The 17,114-nt window shown below is 65.2% G+C and carries 17 protein-coding genes, 1 tRNA gene and 1 pseudogene; 12 read left to right on the top strand and 7 right to left on the bottom strand.

Annotation, left to right across the window (positions count from 1 at the left end; all coding sequences use genetic code 11):
* Positions 1-44: 44 nt before the first annotated feature.
* On the bottom strand, positions 45-1,805 hold the full coding sequence (locus OKA11_RS04560) for a fatty acyl-AMP ligase (RefSeq protein ID WP_267219050.1): 1,761 nt from the start codon (positions 1,803-1,805) through the stop codon (positions 45-47).
* Positions 1,806-1,956: 151 nt separating this feature from the next.
* Between OKA11_RS04560 and OKA11_RS04565 the strand changes: the two genes are divergently transcribed.
* Complete coding sequence (locus tag OKA11_RS04565; RefSeq protein WP_267219051.1) at positions 1,957-2,511, top strand: regulatory protein RecX; 555 nt, start codon at positions 1,957-1,959, stop codon at positions 2,509-2,511.
* A gap of 78 nt (positions 2,512-2,589) precedes the next feature.
* Here the strand turns inward: OKA11_RS04565 and OKA11_RS04570 are convergent, their stop codons facing one another.
* Positions 2,590-3,939 carry an extracellular catalytic domain type 2 short-chain-length polyhydroxyalkanoate depolymerase gene (locus OKA11_RS04570; RefSeq protein WP_446686312.1) on the bottom strand — a complete coding sequence of 450 codons (1,350 nt, stop codon included), beginning with the start codon at positions 3,937-3,939 and terminating at the stop codon, positions 2,590-2,592.
* Between OKA11_RS04570 and OKA11_RS04575 the strand changes: the two genes are divergently transcribed.
* Together OKA11_RS04575 and OKA11_RS04580 are read left to right on the top strand one after the other, a co-directional pair.
* Positions 3,893-4,327 carry an NADH:ubiquinone oxidoreductase subunit NDUFA12 gene (locus OKA11_RS04575; protein WP_267219053.1) on the top strand — a complete coding sequence of 145 codons (435 nt, stop codon included), beginning with the start codon at positions 3,893-3,895 and terminating at the stop codon, positions 4,325-4,327. The two genes, OKA11_RS04570 and OKA11_RS04575, sit on opposite strands and share 47 nt — an antisense overlap.
* 248 nt (positions 4,328-4,575) lie before the next feature.
* A pseudogene (locus OKA11_RS04580) lies at positions 4,576-4,758 on the top strand (DUF2155 domain-containing protein); the annotation flags it as partial.
* A gap of 35 nt (positions 4,759-4,793) precedes the next feature.
* Here OKA11_RS04580 and aat read toward each other — a convergent pair.
* Positions 4,794-5,621 (bottom strand): leucyl/phenylalanyl-tRNA--protein transferase, encoded by an 828-nt coding sequence (aat, locus tag OKA11_RS04585; RefSeq protein ID WP_267219054.1) that lies wholly within the window; start codon positions 5,619-5,621, stop codon positions 4,794-4,796.
* A gap of 214 nt (positions 5,622-5,835) precedes the next feature.
* Here aat and OKA11_RS04590 point away from each other — a divergent pair.
* From OKA11_RS04590 to nusG, 4 genes are all read left to right on the top strand, one after another.
* Positions 5,836-5,911 (top strand) — tRNA-Trp (locus OKA11_RS04590).
* 288 nt (positions 5,912-6,199) lie between these two features.
* On the top strand, positions 6,200-7,693 hold the full coding sequence (locus tag OKA11_RS04595; protein ID WP_267219055.1) for a hypothetical protein: 1,494 nt from the start codon (positions 6,200-6,202) through the stop codon (positions 7,691-7,693).
* Between the two features lie 160 nt (positions 7,694-7,853).
* Positions 7,854-8,051 carry a preprotein translocase subunit SecE gene (gene secE, locus OKA11_RS04600; RefSeq protein WP_142634963.1) on the top strand — a complete coding sequence of 66 codons (198 nt, stop codon included), beginning with the start codon at positions 7,854-7,856 and terminating at the stop codon, positions 8,049-8,051.
* Between the two features lie 23 nt (positions 8,052-8,074).
* Complete coding sequence (gene nusG / locus OKA11_RS04605) at positions 8,075-8,611, top strand: transcription termination/antitermination protein NusG (protein ID WP_142634961.1); 537 nt, start codon at positions 8,075-8,077, stop codon at positions 8,609-8,611.
* 70 nt (positions 8,612-8,681) lie between these two features.
* Here the strand turns inward: nusG and OKA11_RS04610 are convergent, their stop codons facing one another.
* A complete protein-coding gene (locus OKA11_RS04610; protein WP_267219056.1) occupies positions 8,682-9,398 on the bottom strand; it encodes a GNAT family N-acetyltransferase in 717 nt (238 codons plus the stop codon).
* Positions 9,399-9,501: 103 nt separating this feature from the next.
* Between OKA11_RS04610 and OKA11_RS04615 the strand changes: the two genes are divergently transcribed.
* From OKA11_RS04615 to OKA11_RS04630, 4 genes are all read left to right on the top strand, one after another.
* Complete coding sequence (locus OKA11_RS04615; protein WP_267219057.1) at positions 9,502-10,593, top strand: acyltransferase family protein; 1,092 nt, start codon at positions 9,502-9,504, stop codon at positions 10,591-10,593.
* Between the two features lie 194 nt (positions 10,594-10,787).
* A complete protein-coding gene (gene rplK / locus OKA11_RS04620; protein WP_132386687.1) occupies positions 10,788-11,219 on the top strand; it encodes a 50S ribosomal protein L11 in 432 nt (143 codons plus the stop codon).
* A gap of 4 nt (positions 11,220-11,223) precedes the next feature.
* A complete protein-coding gene (gene rplA, locus OKA11_RS04625) occupies positions 11,224-11,925 on the top strand; it encodes a 50S ribosomal protein L1 (RefSeq protein WP_142634954.1) in 702 nt (233 codons plus the stop codon).
* Between the two features lie 196 nt (positions 11,926-12,121).
* A complete protein-coding gene (locus OKA11_RS04630; RefSeq protein WP_267219058.1) occupies positions 12,122-12,829 on the top strand; it encodes a CDP-alcohol phosphatidyltransferase family protein in 708 nt (235 codons plus the stop codon).
* A gap of 111 nt (positions 12,830-12,940) precedes the next feature.
* On the opposite strand, the gene OKA11_RS04635 is transcribed toward OKA11_RS04630, so the two are convergent.
* Positions 12,941-14,752 (bottom strand): DUF885 domain-containing protein, encoded by a 1,812-nt coding sequence (locus tag OKA11_RS04635; RefSeq protein WP_267219059.1) that lies wholly within the window; start codon positions 14,750-14,752, stop codon positions 12,941-12,943.
* A 191-nt stretch (positions 14,753-14,943) separates the two neighbouring features.
* Between OKA11_RS04635 and OKA11_RS04640 the strand changes: the two genes are divergently transcribed.
* Positions 14,944-15,792: a TauD/TfdA dioxygenase family protein gene (locus OKA11_RS04640; RefSeq protein WP_267219060.1), complete on the top strand. Its 849-nt coding sequence runs from the start codon at positions 14,944-14,946 to the stop codon at positions 15,790-15,792.
* A 15-nt stretch (positions 15,793-15,807) separates the two neighbouring features.
* Here the strand turns inward: OKA11_RS04640 and OKA11_RS04645 are convergent, their stop codons facing one another.
* Positions 15,808-16,347, bottom strand: a complete 540-nt coding sequence (locus OKA11_RS04645; RefSeq protein WP_267219061.1) for a chorismate--pyruvate lyase family protein — start codon at positions 16,345-16,347, stop codon at positions 15,808-15,810.
* Positions 16,337-17,098, bottom strand: a complete 762-nt coding sequence (locus OKA11_RS04650) for a competence/damage-inducible protein A (RefSeq protein ID WP_267219062.1) — start codon at positions 17,096-17,098, stop codon at positions 16,337-16,339. The genes OKA11_RS04645 and OKA11_RS04650 overlap by 11 nt, the downstream gene beginning before the upstream one ends.
* Positions 17,099-17,114: the final 16 nt, after the last annotated feature.

A 17,114-nucleotide genomic window follows, 5' to 3' on the forward strand; every position in this document is an offset into this window, starting at 1 on the left:
CGCAGTGCTGTCCGGCTCGTTTGCAATGTCGGAACCTGACAGAATCAGGCGGCGAGCTTGAACGGCTCGATTTCGCCCGAAAGGTACAGCTTCTTCGCCTTGGCGCGGCTGAGCTTGCCCGAACTGGTGCGCGGCAGGCTCTTGGGCGGCACCAGTTCGACCACGCAGTTCATGCCGGTGATCGAGCGCACCTTGTCACGGATCAGATCGCGCAGTTCGATACGCTTGGCCGGATCGGAGACACGGCAGTGGACCAGAACGGCGGGGGCTTCCTCGCCATTGTCGGTTTCCACGGAGAAGGCGGCGATGTCGCCGTGGTTGAAGCCCGGCAGCTGTTCCACGGCCCATTCGATGTCCTGGGGCCAGTGATTCTTGCCGTTGATGATGATCATGTCCTTCGCGCGGCCGACGATGAACAGGTAGCCATCGGCCATGTAGCCCATGTCGCCGGTGTCGAGCCAGCCATCGACCATGCAGGCTTCGGTCGCTTCGGGGTCGCGGAAGTAGGAGTGCATGACGCTGGTGCCGCGGCACCAGACCTTGCCGATCTTGTGGTCGGAAAGGCTGTCGCCGTTTTCACCGCGGATCACCACTTCCATGTCGAGGACGGGCTTGCCGCAGTTGACGATGGCGCGGTAGCGGGCCGGGCGGTTGAGGTCGCGCGGGGAACCGGAGAGGCGTTCTTCCTCGACCAGTTCGACGCGGATGCCTTCGCCGGGCGGCATGATGGTGACGGCCAGCGTCGCTTCGGCCAGGCCATAGCTGGGCAGGAAGGCGGTCGCCTTGAAGCCGGCCTGCGCGAAGGCGTTGACGAAGCTCTGCATCACGTCAGGGCGGATCATGTCGGCGCCGTTGCCGGCAAGACGCCAGCGCGACAGGTCGAAGCGATCGTCGACATGGCTCTGGCTGGAGATGCGGCGAGCGCAGATGTCGTAGCCGAAGGTCGGCGAATACGAGATCGAGGTGCCCTCGTTGCGGGTGATCATGTCCAGCCACGCCAGCGGACGACGGGCGAAGTCCTCGGTCTTCAGATAGTCGCCCGAGACCTGATTGGCGATCAGCGAGAGGAAGCAGCCGACCAGGCCCATGTCGTGGTACCAGGGCAGCCAGGAGATGCAGCGGTCGGTCTCGCAAACCTGCATGCCGTGGCTGTGCGCGGCCAGGTTCGACATCAGCGAACGGTGGGTGACGGCGACGCCGTGGGGGAAACGGGTCGAGCCGCTGGAATACTGCAGATAGCAGATGTCGTCCGGGCTGGCCTTGGGCAGGGCGACTTCGGGCGCATCCTTGGCCGCGAAATCGGCCCAGGTCGCGTGGTCGCAGCCCTGACGCTCGGCAGCCTGCGCGGTCATCTCGGCGATTTCGTCCGGGCCGACCAGCAGCACCGGGTCCGAACTGGAAAGCTGGACTGCGAGTTGTTCGATGTAGTTGTCCTTGCCGCCGAAGCTGGTGGGCAGGGGCAGCGGCACCGGCCAGGCGCCAGCATAAACGACGCCGCAGAACAGTGCTGCGAAATCGGTGCCGGTTTCGGCGATGAGGGCGATGCGGTCATTCGGCTTCACGCCGCGCGCGATCAGCGCATGGGCGACCTTGATCGAGTCGCCGCGCAGTTCCGAGAACGGATAGACGCGTTTCAGAACGCCGCGCGGATCGTGGAAATTGAAGCCGCGCTGGCCCGTCGCTGCATAGTCGAGGGCATCGCAGAAAGTGTCAAAGTCGGCAAAACGGCGGGCAAGTGCATCCCCGTTGGGGGTTGCGACAAGTGCTTCACTCGCTTGCGGCACCATGCTGATGGTGTCGGTCATTTCGTTATAACCCGTTGTTGTTATACCGTTTAATTCTCGTCGGAACCCGACTGCGATAGCCGGCTCAAGCTGAACCGGAGATAGCTGTCCCACCTGCATGGTTCCGTGCGCACTCCCCATTCTGAGCCGACTGTGGCACGAATAGGGCAAGATGTCCGTCAAGCGTCACAATCCGCAACCGCTCAACCAGACCCGCTTGGAGGAATTGGCGCTCGCCTATGTCGCGCGTTTCGCGACGACGCAAGGGAAGCTGCGCGATTATTTGCAGCGCAAGCTGCGCGAGCGAGGGTGGGATGATGGGGGGCGCGACGGCGATGTGCCGGATCTGGACGCACTCATCGCCAGGTATTGCGAGCTTGGCTACGTCAACGACGCGAGTTGGGCGCGGATGAAGGCGGGCAGCCTGCTGCGGCGCGGTTATGGCGCGAGACGGGTGGGCGAGGCGCTGGGCCACGCCGGGCTCGACGAGGACCTGCGCGCCGATGTGCGGCCGGACGAAGCGGCGGAACGGCAGGCGGCGCTGGTGCTGGCGCGGCGGCGGCGGCTCGGGCCGTTCAGTGTTCGCGAGACGGACAGGGCGCTGCGGGAAAAGCATATCGCTGCGATGCTGCGGGCCGGGCACCGGCTCGATGTGGCGCGTGCGATCATCGATGCGGCAAGCGCGGAAGACGCCGAGGCCTGGGTGGAGGAAGCGGGAGATGACTGAGCGAGGCGGTTGAACCGTCGCCGCGTGCAGAGGCGGGCTTGTGCCGACAGGGCGGTACTTTCCAACGCCCGCTGGGCCTCAACTGCCGGACTGGGCGAGCCGGTCGATCATCGCCTGTACCGAACGGGTCTGCGGGCCGTAACGCGTCGCGAACGGCCCGGTATAGCCCCACCAGTCCCAGCAGCCCAACGGGTTGCCGGCAAGCGCGTTCTTCTCGACCTGCGGATAGAGCACGACGATCCGGTTGCTGTCTGCCCAGCCGTTGTAGCCCAGTTTCCCGTAAACCGAGTCGCGGACATAGGCGCTGGCTTGGCTGCAGCCATGGAAGACCACGTGGATGCGGCACTTCGCCCCCGCGGTGCGGCAGGGTTCGGGCACGTAGAGATAGCCGGTGCTCGCCATTTCGCTGAGCGGCGAGAGATAGGGGGCCTGGGCGAAGCTCTGCGGGGCGCTGGACAGGCTATTTACGGGTGGGGAAAGCGGGGCGCCCAGGGCCTTGGAGAGAATCGCGCCAGGCTGGTCGTAGCGGGGCAGGCCGCCGGTCGTGCCGTCGGCGCCGCAGTGATTGACGAAGGGCGCGCCGAGATAGCCGCAGTCTGACCCGGCGGTGAGCGAAAGGAAGGCGTGCTGCGCGGAGAATGCCCCCAGCACCTGGAGGTTGGCCTCGGGCACCCCGACGCCCTTGTAGAAGTCACGCAGGGCATCGAGCGCGCCTTGGCCGACCACGGTGTCGGCCGCGCCGCGGAACAGGTAGACCCGCTGACCCTTGATGTGGGCGAGCGGATCGATGAGGCCGGCCATCTCGTTCATTTCGGCCACCAGCCTTGCCCCTTGGCCCGACGGGGTGCCGGTCATGCAGGCGGGGGTGACCATTGCGCCGCCGAGTCCGCATCCGTAGGGGCCGCCGGCGACGATACCGACGCCGGTGACGGTGGCGGAATGGATCACCGCGAATTGGGCGGCCATGAAGCCGCCGGATGACAGTCCGGATACTGTCACGTGATTCGCGTCCACGCCGAGCGCGGGCAGCTTTGCGAGTCTTGGTGCACTTTGGGCTGCCGCCTTGGCTCCGGAAAGCGGAGAGGCGATTGAAAAAGCCAGCGGGATCAAGGCGGCAAATGCAAGTCGCATAAAAGCCAGTTTACGCATACGAAACCCTCCCCAGGGCCGAAGCCAAACCAAGCGCCTTCGGGCGTCTCTCCCGCATTGCAGCGTGATCGAGGCAATCCGCCTTGTCCACTGTGCAATCGTTATCCGTGCGGACGGAGCCTTCGCGAAAGCCTCCGAAACGGAGGGGAGCACTGTGGAAACGCCGGGGGCCTGTCGCTTTCGGTCTGGAACACGCTTGGCATCGGCCGCGAACGGCGCTAACGCGCAGCCCATGGGAATCCTGTCCAAGATCTTCACCTGGTGGGACGGCGCCACCATCGGCACCTCGCTCTGGAGCTCGCGCAATGGCGAGCACGTCGGCACCGACGCGCAGGGCAACAAGTACTATCGCTCGAAGTCCGCCAAAGTGCGGACGACCGAGGGATGGGATCGCCGCTGGGTGATCTACGCAGGCGCCAACGACGCCAGCAACGTCCCCGCCGAATGGCACGGCTGGCTGCATCACAGCTATGACGGCGTCCCGGAAAGCCATCTTCCCGCGCCCCGGATCTGGGAAGCGGACTTCACCCCGAATGCCACGGGCACCGCTTCGGCTCATCGCCCGCAGGGCGCGCTCGAGCGTGGCGGGGTGCGGGCGCCTGCAACGGGCGATTATGAAGCCTGGTCGCCGGATGGCGACAATCTGAAATTGTCGCCGGAAGCCTGAGTTTCGGGCCTGTGAAGCGGGTCTTCGCTCACGCATCGATTCTCGCCTTGCCGCTGGCGCTCACCGCCTGCGGCAAGGGTGAGCCCGCGCCCGAGGCGCAGGATACCTCGATTCCCGATGCGATTGCGGGAATGCAGGCCGGGCCCGCGCAGGCGGCCAAGGGCCAGCAGATCGGCACCCCCAACAAGGACCGTGTGGTCACGCTGGGCGTTCTCAACAAGCGCAACAACCTCTCGCAGGACCTGGTCATGAAGCCGGGCGAGGCGAAGCGCATCGGGAACCTCGTCGTCAAGGTCGCCACTTGCGAGAAGTCGCTCCCCTGGGAGCGACCGCAGGAAGAAGGCGCTTTCGTTCAGGTCTTTGTCGAGGAGCGTGCCACCGCCAACGAGAAGCTGGCCTGGCACAAGGTCTTCTCCGGCTGGCTGTTCAAGAATTCGCCTGCGCTCAACGTCGTTCAGCACCCGGTCTACGACGTCTGGGTCAAGAACTGTGCGATGAACTTCCCCGGCGAGGAAGCGATTCCCGAATCGACCGCGCGTTCCAGCAGTGCGGCAAAGGCTTCGGGCAGCGCCAGCACGGCGGCGGCCGAAGCGGCTCCCGCTGAGCCCGTTTCGGTGCCGAGCGCTGCGCCCGCGGCCGTTTCCACGCCCTCGCAGCCTGCCGCGGACGAGTGATCGGAAGACTGTTGGCTCGAAGACTGGGCCTGCCGCAGGAGTGACAGGTAGCGCTTCTGTGGCATCTCCACTGCGCCCATTGAGGCGAGGTGCGGCGTCATGAACTGGCAATCGAGCAGTTCCCCGCCGCCGAGGCGCATCGCCGCGATCAGCCAGGCCAGCGCCACTTTCGAAGCATCGGCGACGCGTGAGAACATGCTCTCGCCGCAGAACACCCGGTCGAACCCCACCCCGTAAAGTCCGCCGACCAGTCTACGTTCGCCGCTGTCGTCCATTTGCCAGACCTCGATCGAGTGGGCCTGCCCCAGGTGATGCAGGTTCTCGTAGCTGGCCTGGATGCGGTGGCTGATCCAACTGCCCGATTCGTCATCACTTTCCGGGCGGACCCGGCGGGGGGCGGCGCAGGCGTCCATGACTTCCGAAAACGCGGTGTTGCAAGTAACCGTGAAGCGGCCCCGGCGCAGCGTGCGTGCCAGGGAGTGCGAAAGATGGAAGCCCTCCAGCGGGAGAATCGCGCGCAGGCGTGGTTCGATCCAGAAGATCTCGGGATCGTCGCGCGCGTCCGACATCGGGAAGATTCCGCTGCGATAGGCGAGCATCAGGAGTTCGGGTTCGATCATCCGAGAGGGGCTAGGGGCGTGCACGTGAATGGCCTGATCGCATGGGAAGCTGGGAATGGGCGGCGAAAGAGTGATGCGAATGCGGAGTGCATGGCCTAGCAGCTTGCAGGCGGGATTGCAGGCGTCATCACGTGCCTGTGGATTAAGTTGACGTCTATTTGCCGTAATCCTCTTGTCATCCGATCGAACCCGCTCTAGAGGCCACCTCGCCCGCAGGAGTGTAGCTCAGTTGGTAGAGCATCGGTCTCCAAAACCGAGGGCCGTGGGTTCGAGTCCCTCCACTCCTGCCAGCATTTCCTTCGTACCGTTGGAACGCCAGGCCCCGGAAATTTCCGGGGCCTGTGGCGTTTCTGGCAAGGGGCAAGGCGATTCGCGCTTGCGGCATCGGCTTCGCATTTGCGATGAGGTGCAAGCCACGATAGGGTCAGGCGCTTGCCAATCCCGCAATTGCGGTTAGGCGCGCTCCGGAGGGGCGTCGTCTGGTGATTCGGGCATTCGCGAAGCTTTCGGCCAAGGGTCAACCGCTTCGTCGCCGCAGGGTCCCAGGCTGTTTCAGGTCGGGAAAGAATAGCTCGTACATGCACGGCACTGCGCAACTGCAAACTCAGGACATGATCCGGGCTCGCTGGCCCGCTCTCGATCGCGGGCTGCTGTTCGCGCTGGCGCTGGCGGTGCTCGCGGCTTTGCCGGTGCTCCTGGCCTGGGCGCCGCAGATGACCGACTACCCCTCGCATCTGGCGGGCTACAAGGTCGCGCTCGATCACGGGCAGGATCCCTATCTCACGCGTTATTTCCGCTTCAACTGGGAGTGGACGGGCAATCTCGGTGTCGAACTGCTGATGGTGCCGATGGCGCCGGTCTTCGGTCTGGAGCAGGCCGGGCGGATCATCGTTGCGTTGATTCCCTTCCTCTCGGTGCTTTCGGTCTATGCGCTGTGCCGCGCGCTGAAGCGGCCGATGGGCGTGGGGCCGCTGCTGTCGCTCTCGATGATCTGGTCGCCTTCGCTGCTGATGGGCTTTGTCAACTGGTCGCTGTCGGTGGCGATGGCGCTGTTTGTCTTTGCCGCCTGGGTAGGGCTGGAGGGCAAACGCTGGCGCTGGATCGCGATGATCCCAGCCAGTTTCGTGGTCTGGCTCTGCCACGTTTCCGGATGGGGCGTGATGGGCGTGCTGATTTTCGGCTACGAATGGGCGCATCGCCGGTCATGGCTTGACTGGCGGCCGTTCCTGAAGCCCTGGCCGCTTATCTTCCCGCTGTTCCCGATGCTGATCGGGGTGGGCGCCAATTCCAAGGTTTCCTACGGGCGCTACGTGCTCGATTACAAGTGGGGCATCCTTTACAAGTCGATGCGCAGCTTCGACTACACCTTCGACATCGCCAGCCTCTGGCTGGTGCTCGGCGTGCTGGCGGGCGCGATGCTGGTGCGGCGAATCGACGGGCGGCTCGGCTGGGCGGCGCTGATCCTGCTGGTGCTCACGCTGATCGTACCGCGGCAGATCTTCGGCGGCGACTATGCCGACTATCGCCTCAGCACGATGGCGCTGATGATCGCCTGCCTTGCGATCGACTGGGCGCTGCCGCGTTGGGCGACGATGGTCGCCGCAGGGCTTTTCGCGGTGCGCACGCTGGTGACGACGGTGGTCTGGTACCAGGATGCACAAGTGGCGCGCGAACTGATCGTCGCGCTCGACCAGGTGCCCGAGGGCGCGCGCGTGGCCACCGCCGTGGCGATTCCGCGCAGCCAGTGGCGCTTCGGCCCGTTCGAGCATTTCGGCTCTTATGCCGTGGTGCGCCGCAGCGCGATGGAAAACTCCAACTTCGCGCTGCCCGACGTGCACATGCTGTCGATGCGTGACCTTTCGTATCGTTTCGCCGATCCCACCCAGCGCATTCTCTATTCGCCGCAGCAGCATATCGACCTGCGTACGTTCCCGCCCGCGCGCCACGCCGATTACCTGTGGTACATCGGTACGGTAAAGCCGATCGCGCTGCCGGACGGTGCACGCATTCTCTATTCCAGCTCGAACTCGTTCCTTGCGCGCCTTGCCGATCCGGCAGACCTTGCAAATTAGAGCGACGAGGGCTAAGTCGCGCTTTCCTTCCGACATACGGATCTTTTCTGCCCCTCCCGGCCTAGGCCGGGGCGGCGATGAGCCCTAGCCGGAAGACAAGAGACTTTTTCCCGCCCGGAGCGCCTTTCGGGCACCAGGCAGAGACGCGAGTAAGACTGACATGGCCAAGACCACTCCGGGCGAATTCTTCCGCCAGGTGCGCAGCGAAGCCTCCAAGATTTACTGGCCCTCGCGCCAGGAAACGGTGACGACCGCGATCTTCGTCGGCCTGATGACGCTGCTTCTCGCAGTGTTCTTCCTCGGCATCGACGCACTGTTCGGCTGGATCGTCAGCTCGCTCCTGTCGCTGATCGGCTAAAACCAGACAACGAAGAGAGAACCATGGCCCGCTGGTATATCATCCACGCCTACTCCGGCTTCGAGAACAAGGTGAAGGAATCGATCCTCGCCGAAGCCGAGCGTATCGGCCTCTCGCAGCTTGTCGAGGACGTGCAGGTTCCGCATGAGACCATCACCGAGGTCAAGCGCGGCAAGAAGGTCCAGGTCGAGCGCAAGACCATGCCCGGTTACGTGCTGGCCAAGCTGACCCTGAACGACGACGTCTACCACCTCGTCAAGAACACCCCGAAGGTCACCGGCTTCCTGGGCAACAACGGCAAGCCGCAGGCGATCAGCGAGAGCGAGGCCGCACGTTACTTCGGTGCTGCCGAAGCCGCCGCTGCCGCGCCGCGCAAGCACGTCAGCATCGATTACGAGATCGGCGATTCGGTCAAGGTGCTCGACGGTCCTTTCGCGAGCTTCAATGGCCTCGTCGAGGAACTCGATTTCGACAAGAACCGCGTCAAGGTCGCGGTCTCGATCTTCGGCCGCGCCACGCCGGTCGAACTCGATTTCGAGCACGTCGAACTCAGCAAGTAACCGCCCGGCCGCTTCGGTCGGAGGCTGCGAAAAAGGGCGTCTTCCCGTGCGGAAGGCGCCCTTTTTCTTGTTAGGTGCCGGCCGCGTAGATGGTCAGGCTGACCTTGGCCCGCTCGACAAAACCCAGCTTGTGGTAGAGCGAGAGTGCCGCTGCATTGTCGGCGTAGGAATGCAGGATCGGCGTGCGTCCTTCGCCGAGAATGGCGGCGACGACGCGGCGCGAAAGCAGTCCTGCAAGTCCGCGTCCCCGCGCGTCGGGATGCGCGCAGACGGCACTGATCTCGATGTAATTGCCGGTGCGGGTGCGCTGGCCGGCCATCGCAAGGAGGCGCCCATCCTCCTTTAGGCCCCAGAAATCGCCGAGTTCGCCGGTTCGCGTGCCAAACGGACCCGGCTGCGTCAGCGTTGCCAGGTCGAGCATCTCGGGATGGTCCTGCGGGCCCAGCGGGATGACGCGCGGGTCTTGTGCAGCATGGGCAATGGCGTCCAGCGCGGGGGCGTCGCCCGAAAAGATCAATTGCACGCCCAGCGCAGACTTCACGCATTCGATCCCCGGGATCGCGACCGGCTCACCCGGTTGCATCAGCGCCAGCGGGCCGTGAGCGCGGGTGAGGGCCGCGAAATCGGCGAGGCTCTCGGGAGAAAGGTCGCGAACCGCGGCGAGCGGGCCGATCCCGGGATGGAAGCGGCGGGCACCGCCGGAGCCGATGTCGGCGCCGAGCGCGAAGCAGGCCTGCTCGCCGGTCAGCGCGGTCCAGAGAAGGCGGTCGAGTTCTGCATTGTCCATGGTCCGGCTCTATGACGGGCCCCCGTTGCGGCGTGAAGATGTAATTATCCGCCTCTTAACCCTGTTCATGCTAACGCCTTTGGCCATGGGGATATTCGCAAGCATGAAGCGCGGCCTCCAGGGGGAGGCAACCGGGCCCGGCGGGCGGCTGACGCGGCTTGACGGCCTGCGCGGGCTGGCGGCTTGCGGCGTGGCGCTGCTCTATCATCCGCAGTCGCTGTTCGCGCCGCAGACCAATGCGACACTGCCCGGTGTGCTGCACTGGTTCCAGCACAGTGGGTGGACGCTCGTAGACCTGTTTTTCCTGATTTCCGGCTACATCTTCGCGCACGTCTACCTGGTCGAACGTACGCCGGGGCAGGGCTTCGCCTTGCGGCGCGAGACGCTGGGCGGCTTCGCGGTGGCACGGGTGGCGCGGCTTTATCCGCTGCACCTGGTCATGCTGCTGGTCTGCGCGGTGCTGTTCCTGGGGGCGCAGGGCAATACCCCGCTCGCGTTCATCGCGCACCTGCTCATGTTGCAGGGTTTTGTCGGCATGGTGGGGCTGAGCTTCGACGGGCCGAGCTGGTCGATCTCGGTGGAATGCGCCTGCTACATTCTCTTCGCGCTCGGCGCTGTGGGCGGGCGGCGTACGCTCCAGCGGGTAAGTGTGCTGGCGATCCTCGGCGCGCTCCTGCATTTCGCGCTGCAGGGCAGGGCGGGTGGCCCGTGGGTGGGCGACGGTCTGCCGCGCGGGCTCCTGGGCTTTTTCCTTGGCCAGATGCTGTGGCAGGCACGCGCAAGGCTGCGTCATGCGCCCAGCATGTTGCTGGTCTGCCTGATGGCGATCGGCCTTTCGCTTGATATGGGCCACGCCAGTTCAGTGCCGCCGATGAGCCTGCTGGCCTGGCCTTCGGCGCTGCTGCTGGCGCTGCGACTGAAGTTCATGGGCTCGGCACCGATGCGCTGGCTTGGCGATCGTTCTTATGCGATCTACCTTGTCCACTGGCCGGTACTGAAGCTGGGCGAGCAGCAGCTGGGGCATGTTTCCGGCGATTTCACGACCTGGCTGGTGGTCACCGCGGTCTATGCGCTGGTGGTGCTGGTCATCTCCGACTTGTCCTATCGCTGGCTCGAAACCCCTGCGCGCAAGGCCATTCGCGCGGCCTGGCAGCGGCGGCTGAAGGCAGGGCAGGGCGCGCGGATCGCCGTCTGATTGCGTTATCATGCCGGGACCGGCGACCGCCCGCGTTTGGGCCCTTTCCTTTTATCCCGATATCGTTTAGGGGCGCGCCCTTCGGAGCGGCCTCGTGCCCCCCGATTCCCTGCGGGAGGATGCCCCGGCGTCCGTAAGACCGCTAAACATGAGCATCTGCCCGGCAGGTGCGAAAGTGTGAAAGGAGTGGCCACATGGCCAAGAAGATCGAAGGTTACATCAAGCTGCAGGTCAAGGCCGGCAGCGCCACGCCGTCCCCGCCGATCGGCCCTGCGCTGGGTCAGCGCGGCGTGAACATCATGGAATTCTGCAAGGCGTTCAATGCCGCCACGCAGGAGCTCGAAAAGGGCATGCCGATCCCGACCATCATCACGGTCTACGCGGATCGCAGCTTCACGTTCGTCACCAAGACTCCCCCGGCGACCTTCCTCATCAAGAAGGCCGTGAACCTGAAGTCGGGCTCGAAGGAGCCGGGCAAGATCAGCGCCGGTACCGTCAAGCGTTCGCAGCTTGCCGAGATCGCCCAGGTCAAGATGGCCGACCTCAATGCCAACGACATTGAAGCCGCCACCAAGATCATCGAAGGTTCGGCCCGCGCGATGGGCCTCGAAGTGGTGGAGGGCTGATTTCATGGCCAAGGTGACCAAGAAGCAGAAGTCGCTGACCGAAAAGCTCGGCGACAACATGAAGCTCTACCCCGTCGCTGACGCGCTGCAGACCCTGCGCGACCTGAAGACCACCAAGTTCGACGAAACCGTCGAAGTCGCGATGAACCTGGGCGTCGACCCGCGTCACGCCGACCAGATGGTTCGCGGCATGGTTTCGCTTCCGGCCGGCACCGGCAAGACCGTTCGCGTTGCCGTGTTCGCCAAGGGCGACAAGGCTGCCGAAGCTCTCGCCGCCGGCGCCGACAAGGTTGGTGCGGAAGACCTCATGGAAGACATGCAGGCCGGCAACCTCAACTACGACCGCGTCATCGCCACCCCGGACATGATGGGCGTCGTTGGCCGTCTCGGTAAGCTGCTGGGCCCCAAGGGCCTGATGCCGAACCCGAAGCTCGGCACCGTGACCCCGAACGTCACGCAGGCCGTGAAGGACGCCAAGGGCGGCCAGATCGAGTTCCGCGTCGAGAAGCAGGGCATCATCCACGCCGGTATCGGCAAGATGTCGTTCTCGGACGCCGACCTGCTGACCAACTTCAGCGCGTTCGTCGATGCGATCGTCAAGGCCAAGCCCTCGGGCTCGAAGGGCAAGTACGTTCGCAAGATCTCGCTGTCGTCGTCGATGGGCCCGGGCCTCAAGATCGACACCACCGAGATCGCTGGCGTCTGATCTTTCAGACTGCGCGAAACGGATAGAAGGGCCGGGGGGGAACCTCCGGCCCTTTTTCTTTGCAATGTGGGCGGCGCAGGCGCAGGGCGTCACGCAGCGGCGTGGACATTCGCGCATAGAGCCCGGATAGGCGCCGCTTCGGTCGCGGGCGGGCATCGGCCTGCAGCAGCGATGCGGACATCAAGGAAGGATAGACGTGACAACAAGCGACGGCGCGCAGCCGAAGCGCATTGACCGGATTCAACAGAACCTGTTGGCCAGTTCCGAGAGGAAAGTCCTCAACTGGCTCTGTGCACGGATGCCGGCATGGGTCACTCCCGATATTCTGACCACTATCGGAATGATCGGCGCCCTGATGGTGTTCGGCGGTTATGTCGCGAGCAATCTGGGTGACGGTTGGCTGTGGGTCTCCATCGCCGGTTATGTCGTCCAGTGGTTCGGGGATTCGCTCGACGGCAGCCTTGCCCGTTTCCGCAAGATCGAGCGTCCGCGCTATGGCTATTTCCTCGATCACAGCTGCGACGGTCTGGCGACCACGCTGGTCGTCGTCGGCATCGGGCTGAGCGGTTATGTCCTGCTCGAAGTCGCGCTGATCGCGCTGGCGGGCTATCTGCTGCTGTCCATCCACGCCTTCCTGTCGGTGCGCGTGCTGGGCGAACTGAAGCTGTCCTATGTCTACGCGGGGCCGACGGAACTGCGATTTTTGCTGATCGGCCTGACGCTGGCGATGATCTGGGCGGGATCGCAGCCGGTGCTCTTCGGGGTGCTGACCTACTTCGACATGTTCGTCGGCACGATCGGTTTGCTGCTGATCGTCTTCTTCGTGCTTCAGACCGCGCGGACGGCGCGCAGGCTGGCGATCGAGGAGCCGGCGGTGGACTGGCGCGCCCGCGAAGGGCGTTGAAACCGGCGTCCTTGCGCCCCCGAAGGGGCGGCTTTTCCGGGGCGGTTCGCATTGGCCCCGGAGCGGCCGCAGGCCGACAGGCCCGCGCAAGGATGAGGGAAGCCGCGCAGCCTATCTGGTGGCCGCGGCGGCTTTCTGAGCAGGGATGAAATCGCGCTCGACCGTAGTGGCCAGGATCGAGAGCGGCAGCAGGCCCTGCGACAACAGGAAGTCGTGATAGGCCTTGCGGTCGAACGCCGGGCCCAGCGCCTTTTCGGTCTTCACGCGCAGCTGGGCGAGCTGCTCGAAGCCGTAGTAATAGGAACCAGCCTGGCCCGGCATGCGGAAGGTGTAACGGTCGATCTCCTGATCGGCCATGCCCTTGGACAGTACGACTTCATCGCGCAGCACGCGGCGGGCGCTGTCGACGTCGATCAGCCCCAGGTTGAGCATCGGGTCGAGCATCGCGCGCGCCTGACGCTGGAGGCGGCCCTGCAAGGCGATGAGCTGCCCTTCGACCGGCTCGTAAGGCAGCATCTCGCCTTCAGCATAGAGCGCCCAGCCTTCGGCATTCACGCTGTTGAAGGCATAGAGCGCGCGGGCCAGCGAGACGCCGCGGTCGACCATGGCGGCGAACTGCAGTTCGTGGCCGGGACGCGCCTCGTGCGCGCTCAGCGTCCAGGTCGCGGCGTCGTAGCCGAAGTCGTCGTAGGCATCCTCGGCCTTCTGCGAATTGCCGGTGGTGAGGATGAATTCGCCCTGCTCGCCGGTGTTGCCGATGAGGCGCGGCGGGCTCATGTGCGGCGCCGGGATCGCTGCGGCTTCGGCCGGGGTGGCAAGCCGCATGCGCAGCTGTGAAGTGGGCAGGGTGAGGATGCCTTCGCGGCGGACGATGTCCTCGAGCTGGGCATTCACCTTGCGATAGCGCGCCTCGACCTGATCGGCGGGGATCACGTTCTTCTTCAGCTCGCGGATCACCGAGGGGTAGTCGGTGGCCTTGAAGCCGAACTTGGCCGCGACCACCGGGGCCAGCGCCTGCATCTGTGCGCGGGTGACGTAGTAGCCACGCGCGGCGCGGTCGATCAGCTGGCGCGGGTCGATGTCGATACCGAGCTGCTGGAGATTGAGCGCGTAGACCTGCTCGGGCAGGCGATATTCGGCGCGGGCGGCGGGCAGGACGGTGGCCTGTTCCCACCTGGCGTACTCGGTCAGCTGCTTATCCAGTTTGGCAAGATCGCCATCGGCGCCCTTGATGCCGAACTTGGTGAAGAGCGCGCGGACGCCCTGGATGTAGGTGGCGGTATTGCCGATGGCCTGTTCGACGTCGCGGCGATAGGGGCCAAGGTGGCCGTCGCGACTGGCGAGGAACTGGGCCTTGGCGAGTTCGACTGCGGGCTTGGTGCCGGGCTCGCTGCCGACATAGCGGCGCAGACGCTCGGCGGCCCTGGCGCGGCGTTCGGGCGGGGTCTGGTCGGAAAGCAGGTCGTTGAAGCCGGAGGCGATCATCTGCGGCAGGTCGATCCAGTCCATCAGCAAGCGCTTGCGGGTCTGGATCGAATCAATCTGACGCTGGAGATAGGCGGCGAGGATTTCGAGGTCCTGTCGCACCTCGGGCTGCTGCTCGGCAGAGATGCGGCCCCTGATGTCGGTCAGACGGCCCTGATAGGCGGCCAGCAGGCGGCTGTCGGCATCGAGCGAAAGGTCGGCGACCTTTCCGTCGAACGCGGTCAGGCCCATCGAGGATGCGTTCTCGGGCATGAAGGCGGCTTCGAGCTGAAGCAGCTTCTGCGTCTCGGCGTCGCTCTTCACCACCCAGGCTGGCTTGGCGGGCGCGGAGGGCGTGGCGGCGGCGACCGATTGGGCCGAGGCGTGGACGGGGCTGGTCAGCGCGATGGCCATGGCCGCAAGGGCAGGCGCCACGCGAATAAGCGCAGTTCTGGGCATGATGTGAGAGGCTCCCTGTTATGGGCGTCACTCTTAGGAAGCATGCGGCCCGGCGGCACATTCACCCGACGAGCGACATACCGATTTCGACGAAGGGCATGGCGCAGGAGCGAGCCATCCCGCCCACGATTGCCAAGCGCTTTCCCGTGCTGTACATGTGTTCAGCATAAGGAAACGGGAGAGGCAGCCAGATGGCTATCCGCTTTGAAGACATCAAGGACCACATCGGCTCACGCGTGGTCTGGGACGACCGCGCCGACGTATTCACGCCCGAGGCGGCCAGGGCGATCCGCGCCAAGGTTGAGGAACGCACGGTGGTGGTGTTCCCCGAACTGAACCTGACCGATGCCGAGCAACTCGCAATCACCAACCTGATGGGCGAGAAGGTGCGCCTGACCGCGCGCAACAATGTCCAGTCGAACGATGAGGACGTCTATCAGGTCACGCTCGACGAGAAGATCAATCCGCAGCCCGAATATGTGCTGGGCACTTTCTTCTGGCACATGGACGGCATCACCGTGGACATGCCGCCGCCCTTCGCGACGCTGCTGTCCTGTCGCATCGCCCCGGACAAGGGCGGCGAGACCGAATTCGCCAGTACCTACGCAGCCTATGAAGGCCTGTCGGATGAGGAAAAGGGCGAGCTTGAAGGGATGAAGGCAGTCCACTCGGTACGTGCCAGCCTCTCGCCGATTGCCGACGCCATTCCCGAAAAGCACCGGGAGCGGGTGCTGGGAATCGGGCTGGTCAAGGAGCATCCGCTGGTCTGGACGCACGAGTCCGGACGAAAGTCGCTGGTGATCGGTACGACCGCCGATCACATTGTCGGGATGGAAGTGCCGGCCGGCCGCGCGATGCTGATCCGCTTGCAGGAATGGGCAGCGCAGCCGGCGTTCTCGCTAAGGCACAAGTGGACCAAGGGTGACTTCGTGATCTGGGACAACACCGGCGCGATGCACCGGGCGATCCCCTATGACAAGTCGACCGGACGCATGATGCACCGCACCTCGATCGCCGGGACCGAGGCCGTGGCGGCGTAACGGTCGCGGCCGGAGCTACTTCTCCAGCGCCTCGCGCTGATAGCATTCGACGACGAGGCTGATCGGCGTCCCATCGGGCAGACGCAGCAGCGCCCGGTGCGTGAGGAACGTGCCGGGCGGGCAACCTTCCAGGCGGCCGTGGCGCGATTCGAGGCGCTCGCGCGTGAAGTGCAGCGGGGCGACGACTTTGCCGAACGGCGTGTCCGTATTGGCCAGCGCGGCGTTCATCGTATCGGTCAGCCGCGCGGGCACGAACCAGTTGTGCGCTTCGGAGAGCGTCACCCCGTCGCAGGTCAGGCGCACATGGCGGTAGCCCAGAGGCTGATCGCCGGAGACTTCCAGCAGCGCGCGGGCATCGGAGGGCAGGGCGGCGTCCTCGCCTTTCACCGGCCTGGCGGTGACCACAGGTGCGTCGGCGCTGCGATGCGCGATGCACCACTCGCCCAGCGCCGCCGTAGCGCTGTCGTTGCGGGCGAGCAGACGTTCGAACTCCGCCTCTTGCGGCGCGGAGCCGGCAAGGAAGATCGGGGCGAGGGCGATGAGGCTAGATCCCACCGGGCACGGCCGCCTTGCCCAGCGCGGCCAGCCCTTCGACCAGCGTGCGGGTGCAGGCGGCGAGTTGCTGCGCATCGACCGAGCGGATCACGAAGTTGGCACCGGTGCGGCCTTCGCCCCAGAACGGGTAGGAGCCGATCTGGCAGCTTTCGAACGCCTTCTCGGTCTCGCGCAGCAGGTCCGCCACTTCGCTTTCGCCCACCCAGCAACCGATGGTTTCGGACAGCAGCGGCGCGCCGCCGTCCAGCGTGCCGGTCAGCGCGTCGAGCATGCCCGCGGTGATGCTGGGCACGCCCGCCATGATGAACACGTTGTCGTAGCGGATGCCCGGCGCGCCGGTGTAACGGTTGGGGATCAGGCTGGCGCCTTCGGGCGTGCGCGCCATGCGCAGGCGCGCTTCGGTCAGCCCGCCGCGCGTCTCGTAGTAGGTCTCCAGGATCGCACGGGCTTCGGGGTGGACGATCACGGCGACGCCCAGCGCTTCGGCAATGGCGTCCACGGTGATGTCATCGTGTGTCGGGCCGATGCCGCCGGTGGTGAAGAGATAGTCGTTGCGCGCGCGCAGCAGGTTCACCGCTTCGACGATGGCGGGCGTATCGTCCGCCACCACGCGCACTTCCTTGAGGCGGATGCCTTGCACCTGCAACCAGGCGGCGACCTGGGCGATGTTCTTGTCGTGGGTTCGGCCTGAGAGAATCTCGTCACCGATGACGACGAGGGCGGCGGTGTAGATACGCGACGAATCGACCATGCGCCATGGCTAGCCG

The sequence above is a fragment of the Novosphingobium clariflavum genome (assembly GCF_026420865.1).
Classification (GTDB): domain Bacteria; phylum Pseudomonadota; class Alphaproteobacteria; order Sphingomonadales; family Sphingomonadaceae; genus Novosphingobium; species Novosphingobium clariflavum.

Excerpts from the sequence above, each read along its gene's own strand:
- OKA11_RS04560 (WP_267219050.1), bottom strand. The coding sequence starts at position 1,805 with ATGACCGACACCATCAGCATGGTGCCGCAAGCGAGTGAAGCACTTGTC.
- OKA11_RS04565 (WP_267219051.1), top strand. The coding sequence starts at position 1,957 with ATGTCCGTCAAGCGTCACAATCCGCAACCGCTCAACCAGACCCGCTTG.
- OKA11_RS04575 (WP_267219053.1), top strand. The coding sequence starts at position 3,893 with ATGGGAATCCTGTCCAAGATCTTCACCTGGTGGGACGGCGCCACCATC.
- OKA11_RS04570 (WP_446686312.1), bottom strand. The coding sequence starts at position 3,939 with ATGGTGGCGCCGTCCCACCAGGTGAAGATCTTGGACAGGATTCCCATG.
- aat (WP_267219054.1), bottom strand. The coding sequence starts at position 5,621 with ATGATCGAACCCGAACTCCTGATGCTCGCCTATCGCAGCGGAATCTTC.
- OKA11_RS04595 (WP_267219055.1), top strand. The coding sequence starts at position 6,200 with ATGCACGGCACTGCGCAACTGCAAACTCAGGACATGATCCGGGCTCGC.
- secE (WP_142634963.1), top strand. The coding sequence starts at position 7,854 with ATGGCCAAGACCACTCCGGGCGAATTCTTCCGCCAGGTGCGCAGCGAA.
- nusG (WP_142634961.1), top strand. The coding sequence starts at position 8,075 with ATGGCCCGCTGGTATATCATCCACGCCTACTCCGGCTTCGAGAACAAG.
- OKA11_RS04610 (WP_267219056.1), bottom strand. The coding sequence starts at position 9,398 with ATGGACAATGCAGAACTCGACCGCCTTCTCTGGACCGCGCTGACCGGC.
- OKA11_RS04615 (WP_267219057.1), top strand. The coding sequence starts at position 9,502 with ATGAAGCGCGGCCTCCAGGGGGAGGCAACCGGGCCCGGCGGGCGGCTG.
- rplK (WP_132386687.1), top strand. The coding sequence starts at position 10,788 with ATGGCCAAGAAGATCGAAGGTTACATCAAGCTGCAGGTCAAGGCCGGC.
- rplA (WP_142634954.1), top strand. The coding sequence starts at position 11,224 with ATGGCCAAGGTGACCAAGAAGCAGAAGTCGCTGACCGAAAAGCTCGGC.
- OKA11_RS04635 (WP_267219059.1), bottom strand. The coding sequence starts at position 14,752 with ATGCCCAGAACTGCGCTTATTCGCGTGGCGCCTGCCCTTGCGGCCATG.
- OKA11_RS04640 (WP_267219060.1), top strand. The coding sequence starts at position 14,944 with ATGGCTATCCGCTTTGAAGACATCAAGGACCACATCGGCTCACGCGTG.
- OKA11_RS04650 (WP_267219062.1), bottom strand. The coding sequence starts at position 17,098 with ATGGTCGATTCGTCGCGTATCTACACCGCCGCCCTCGTCGTCATCGGT.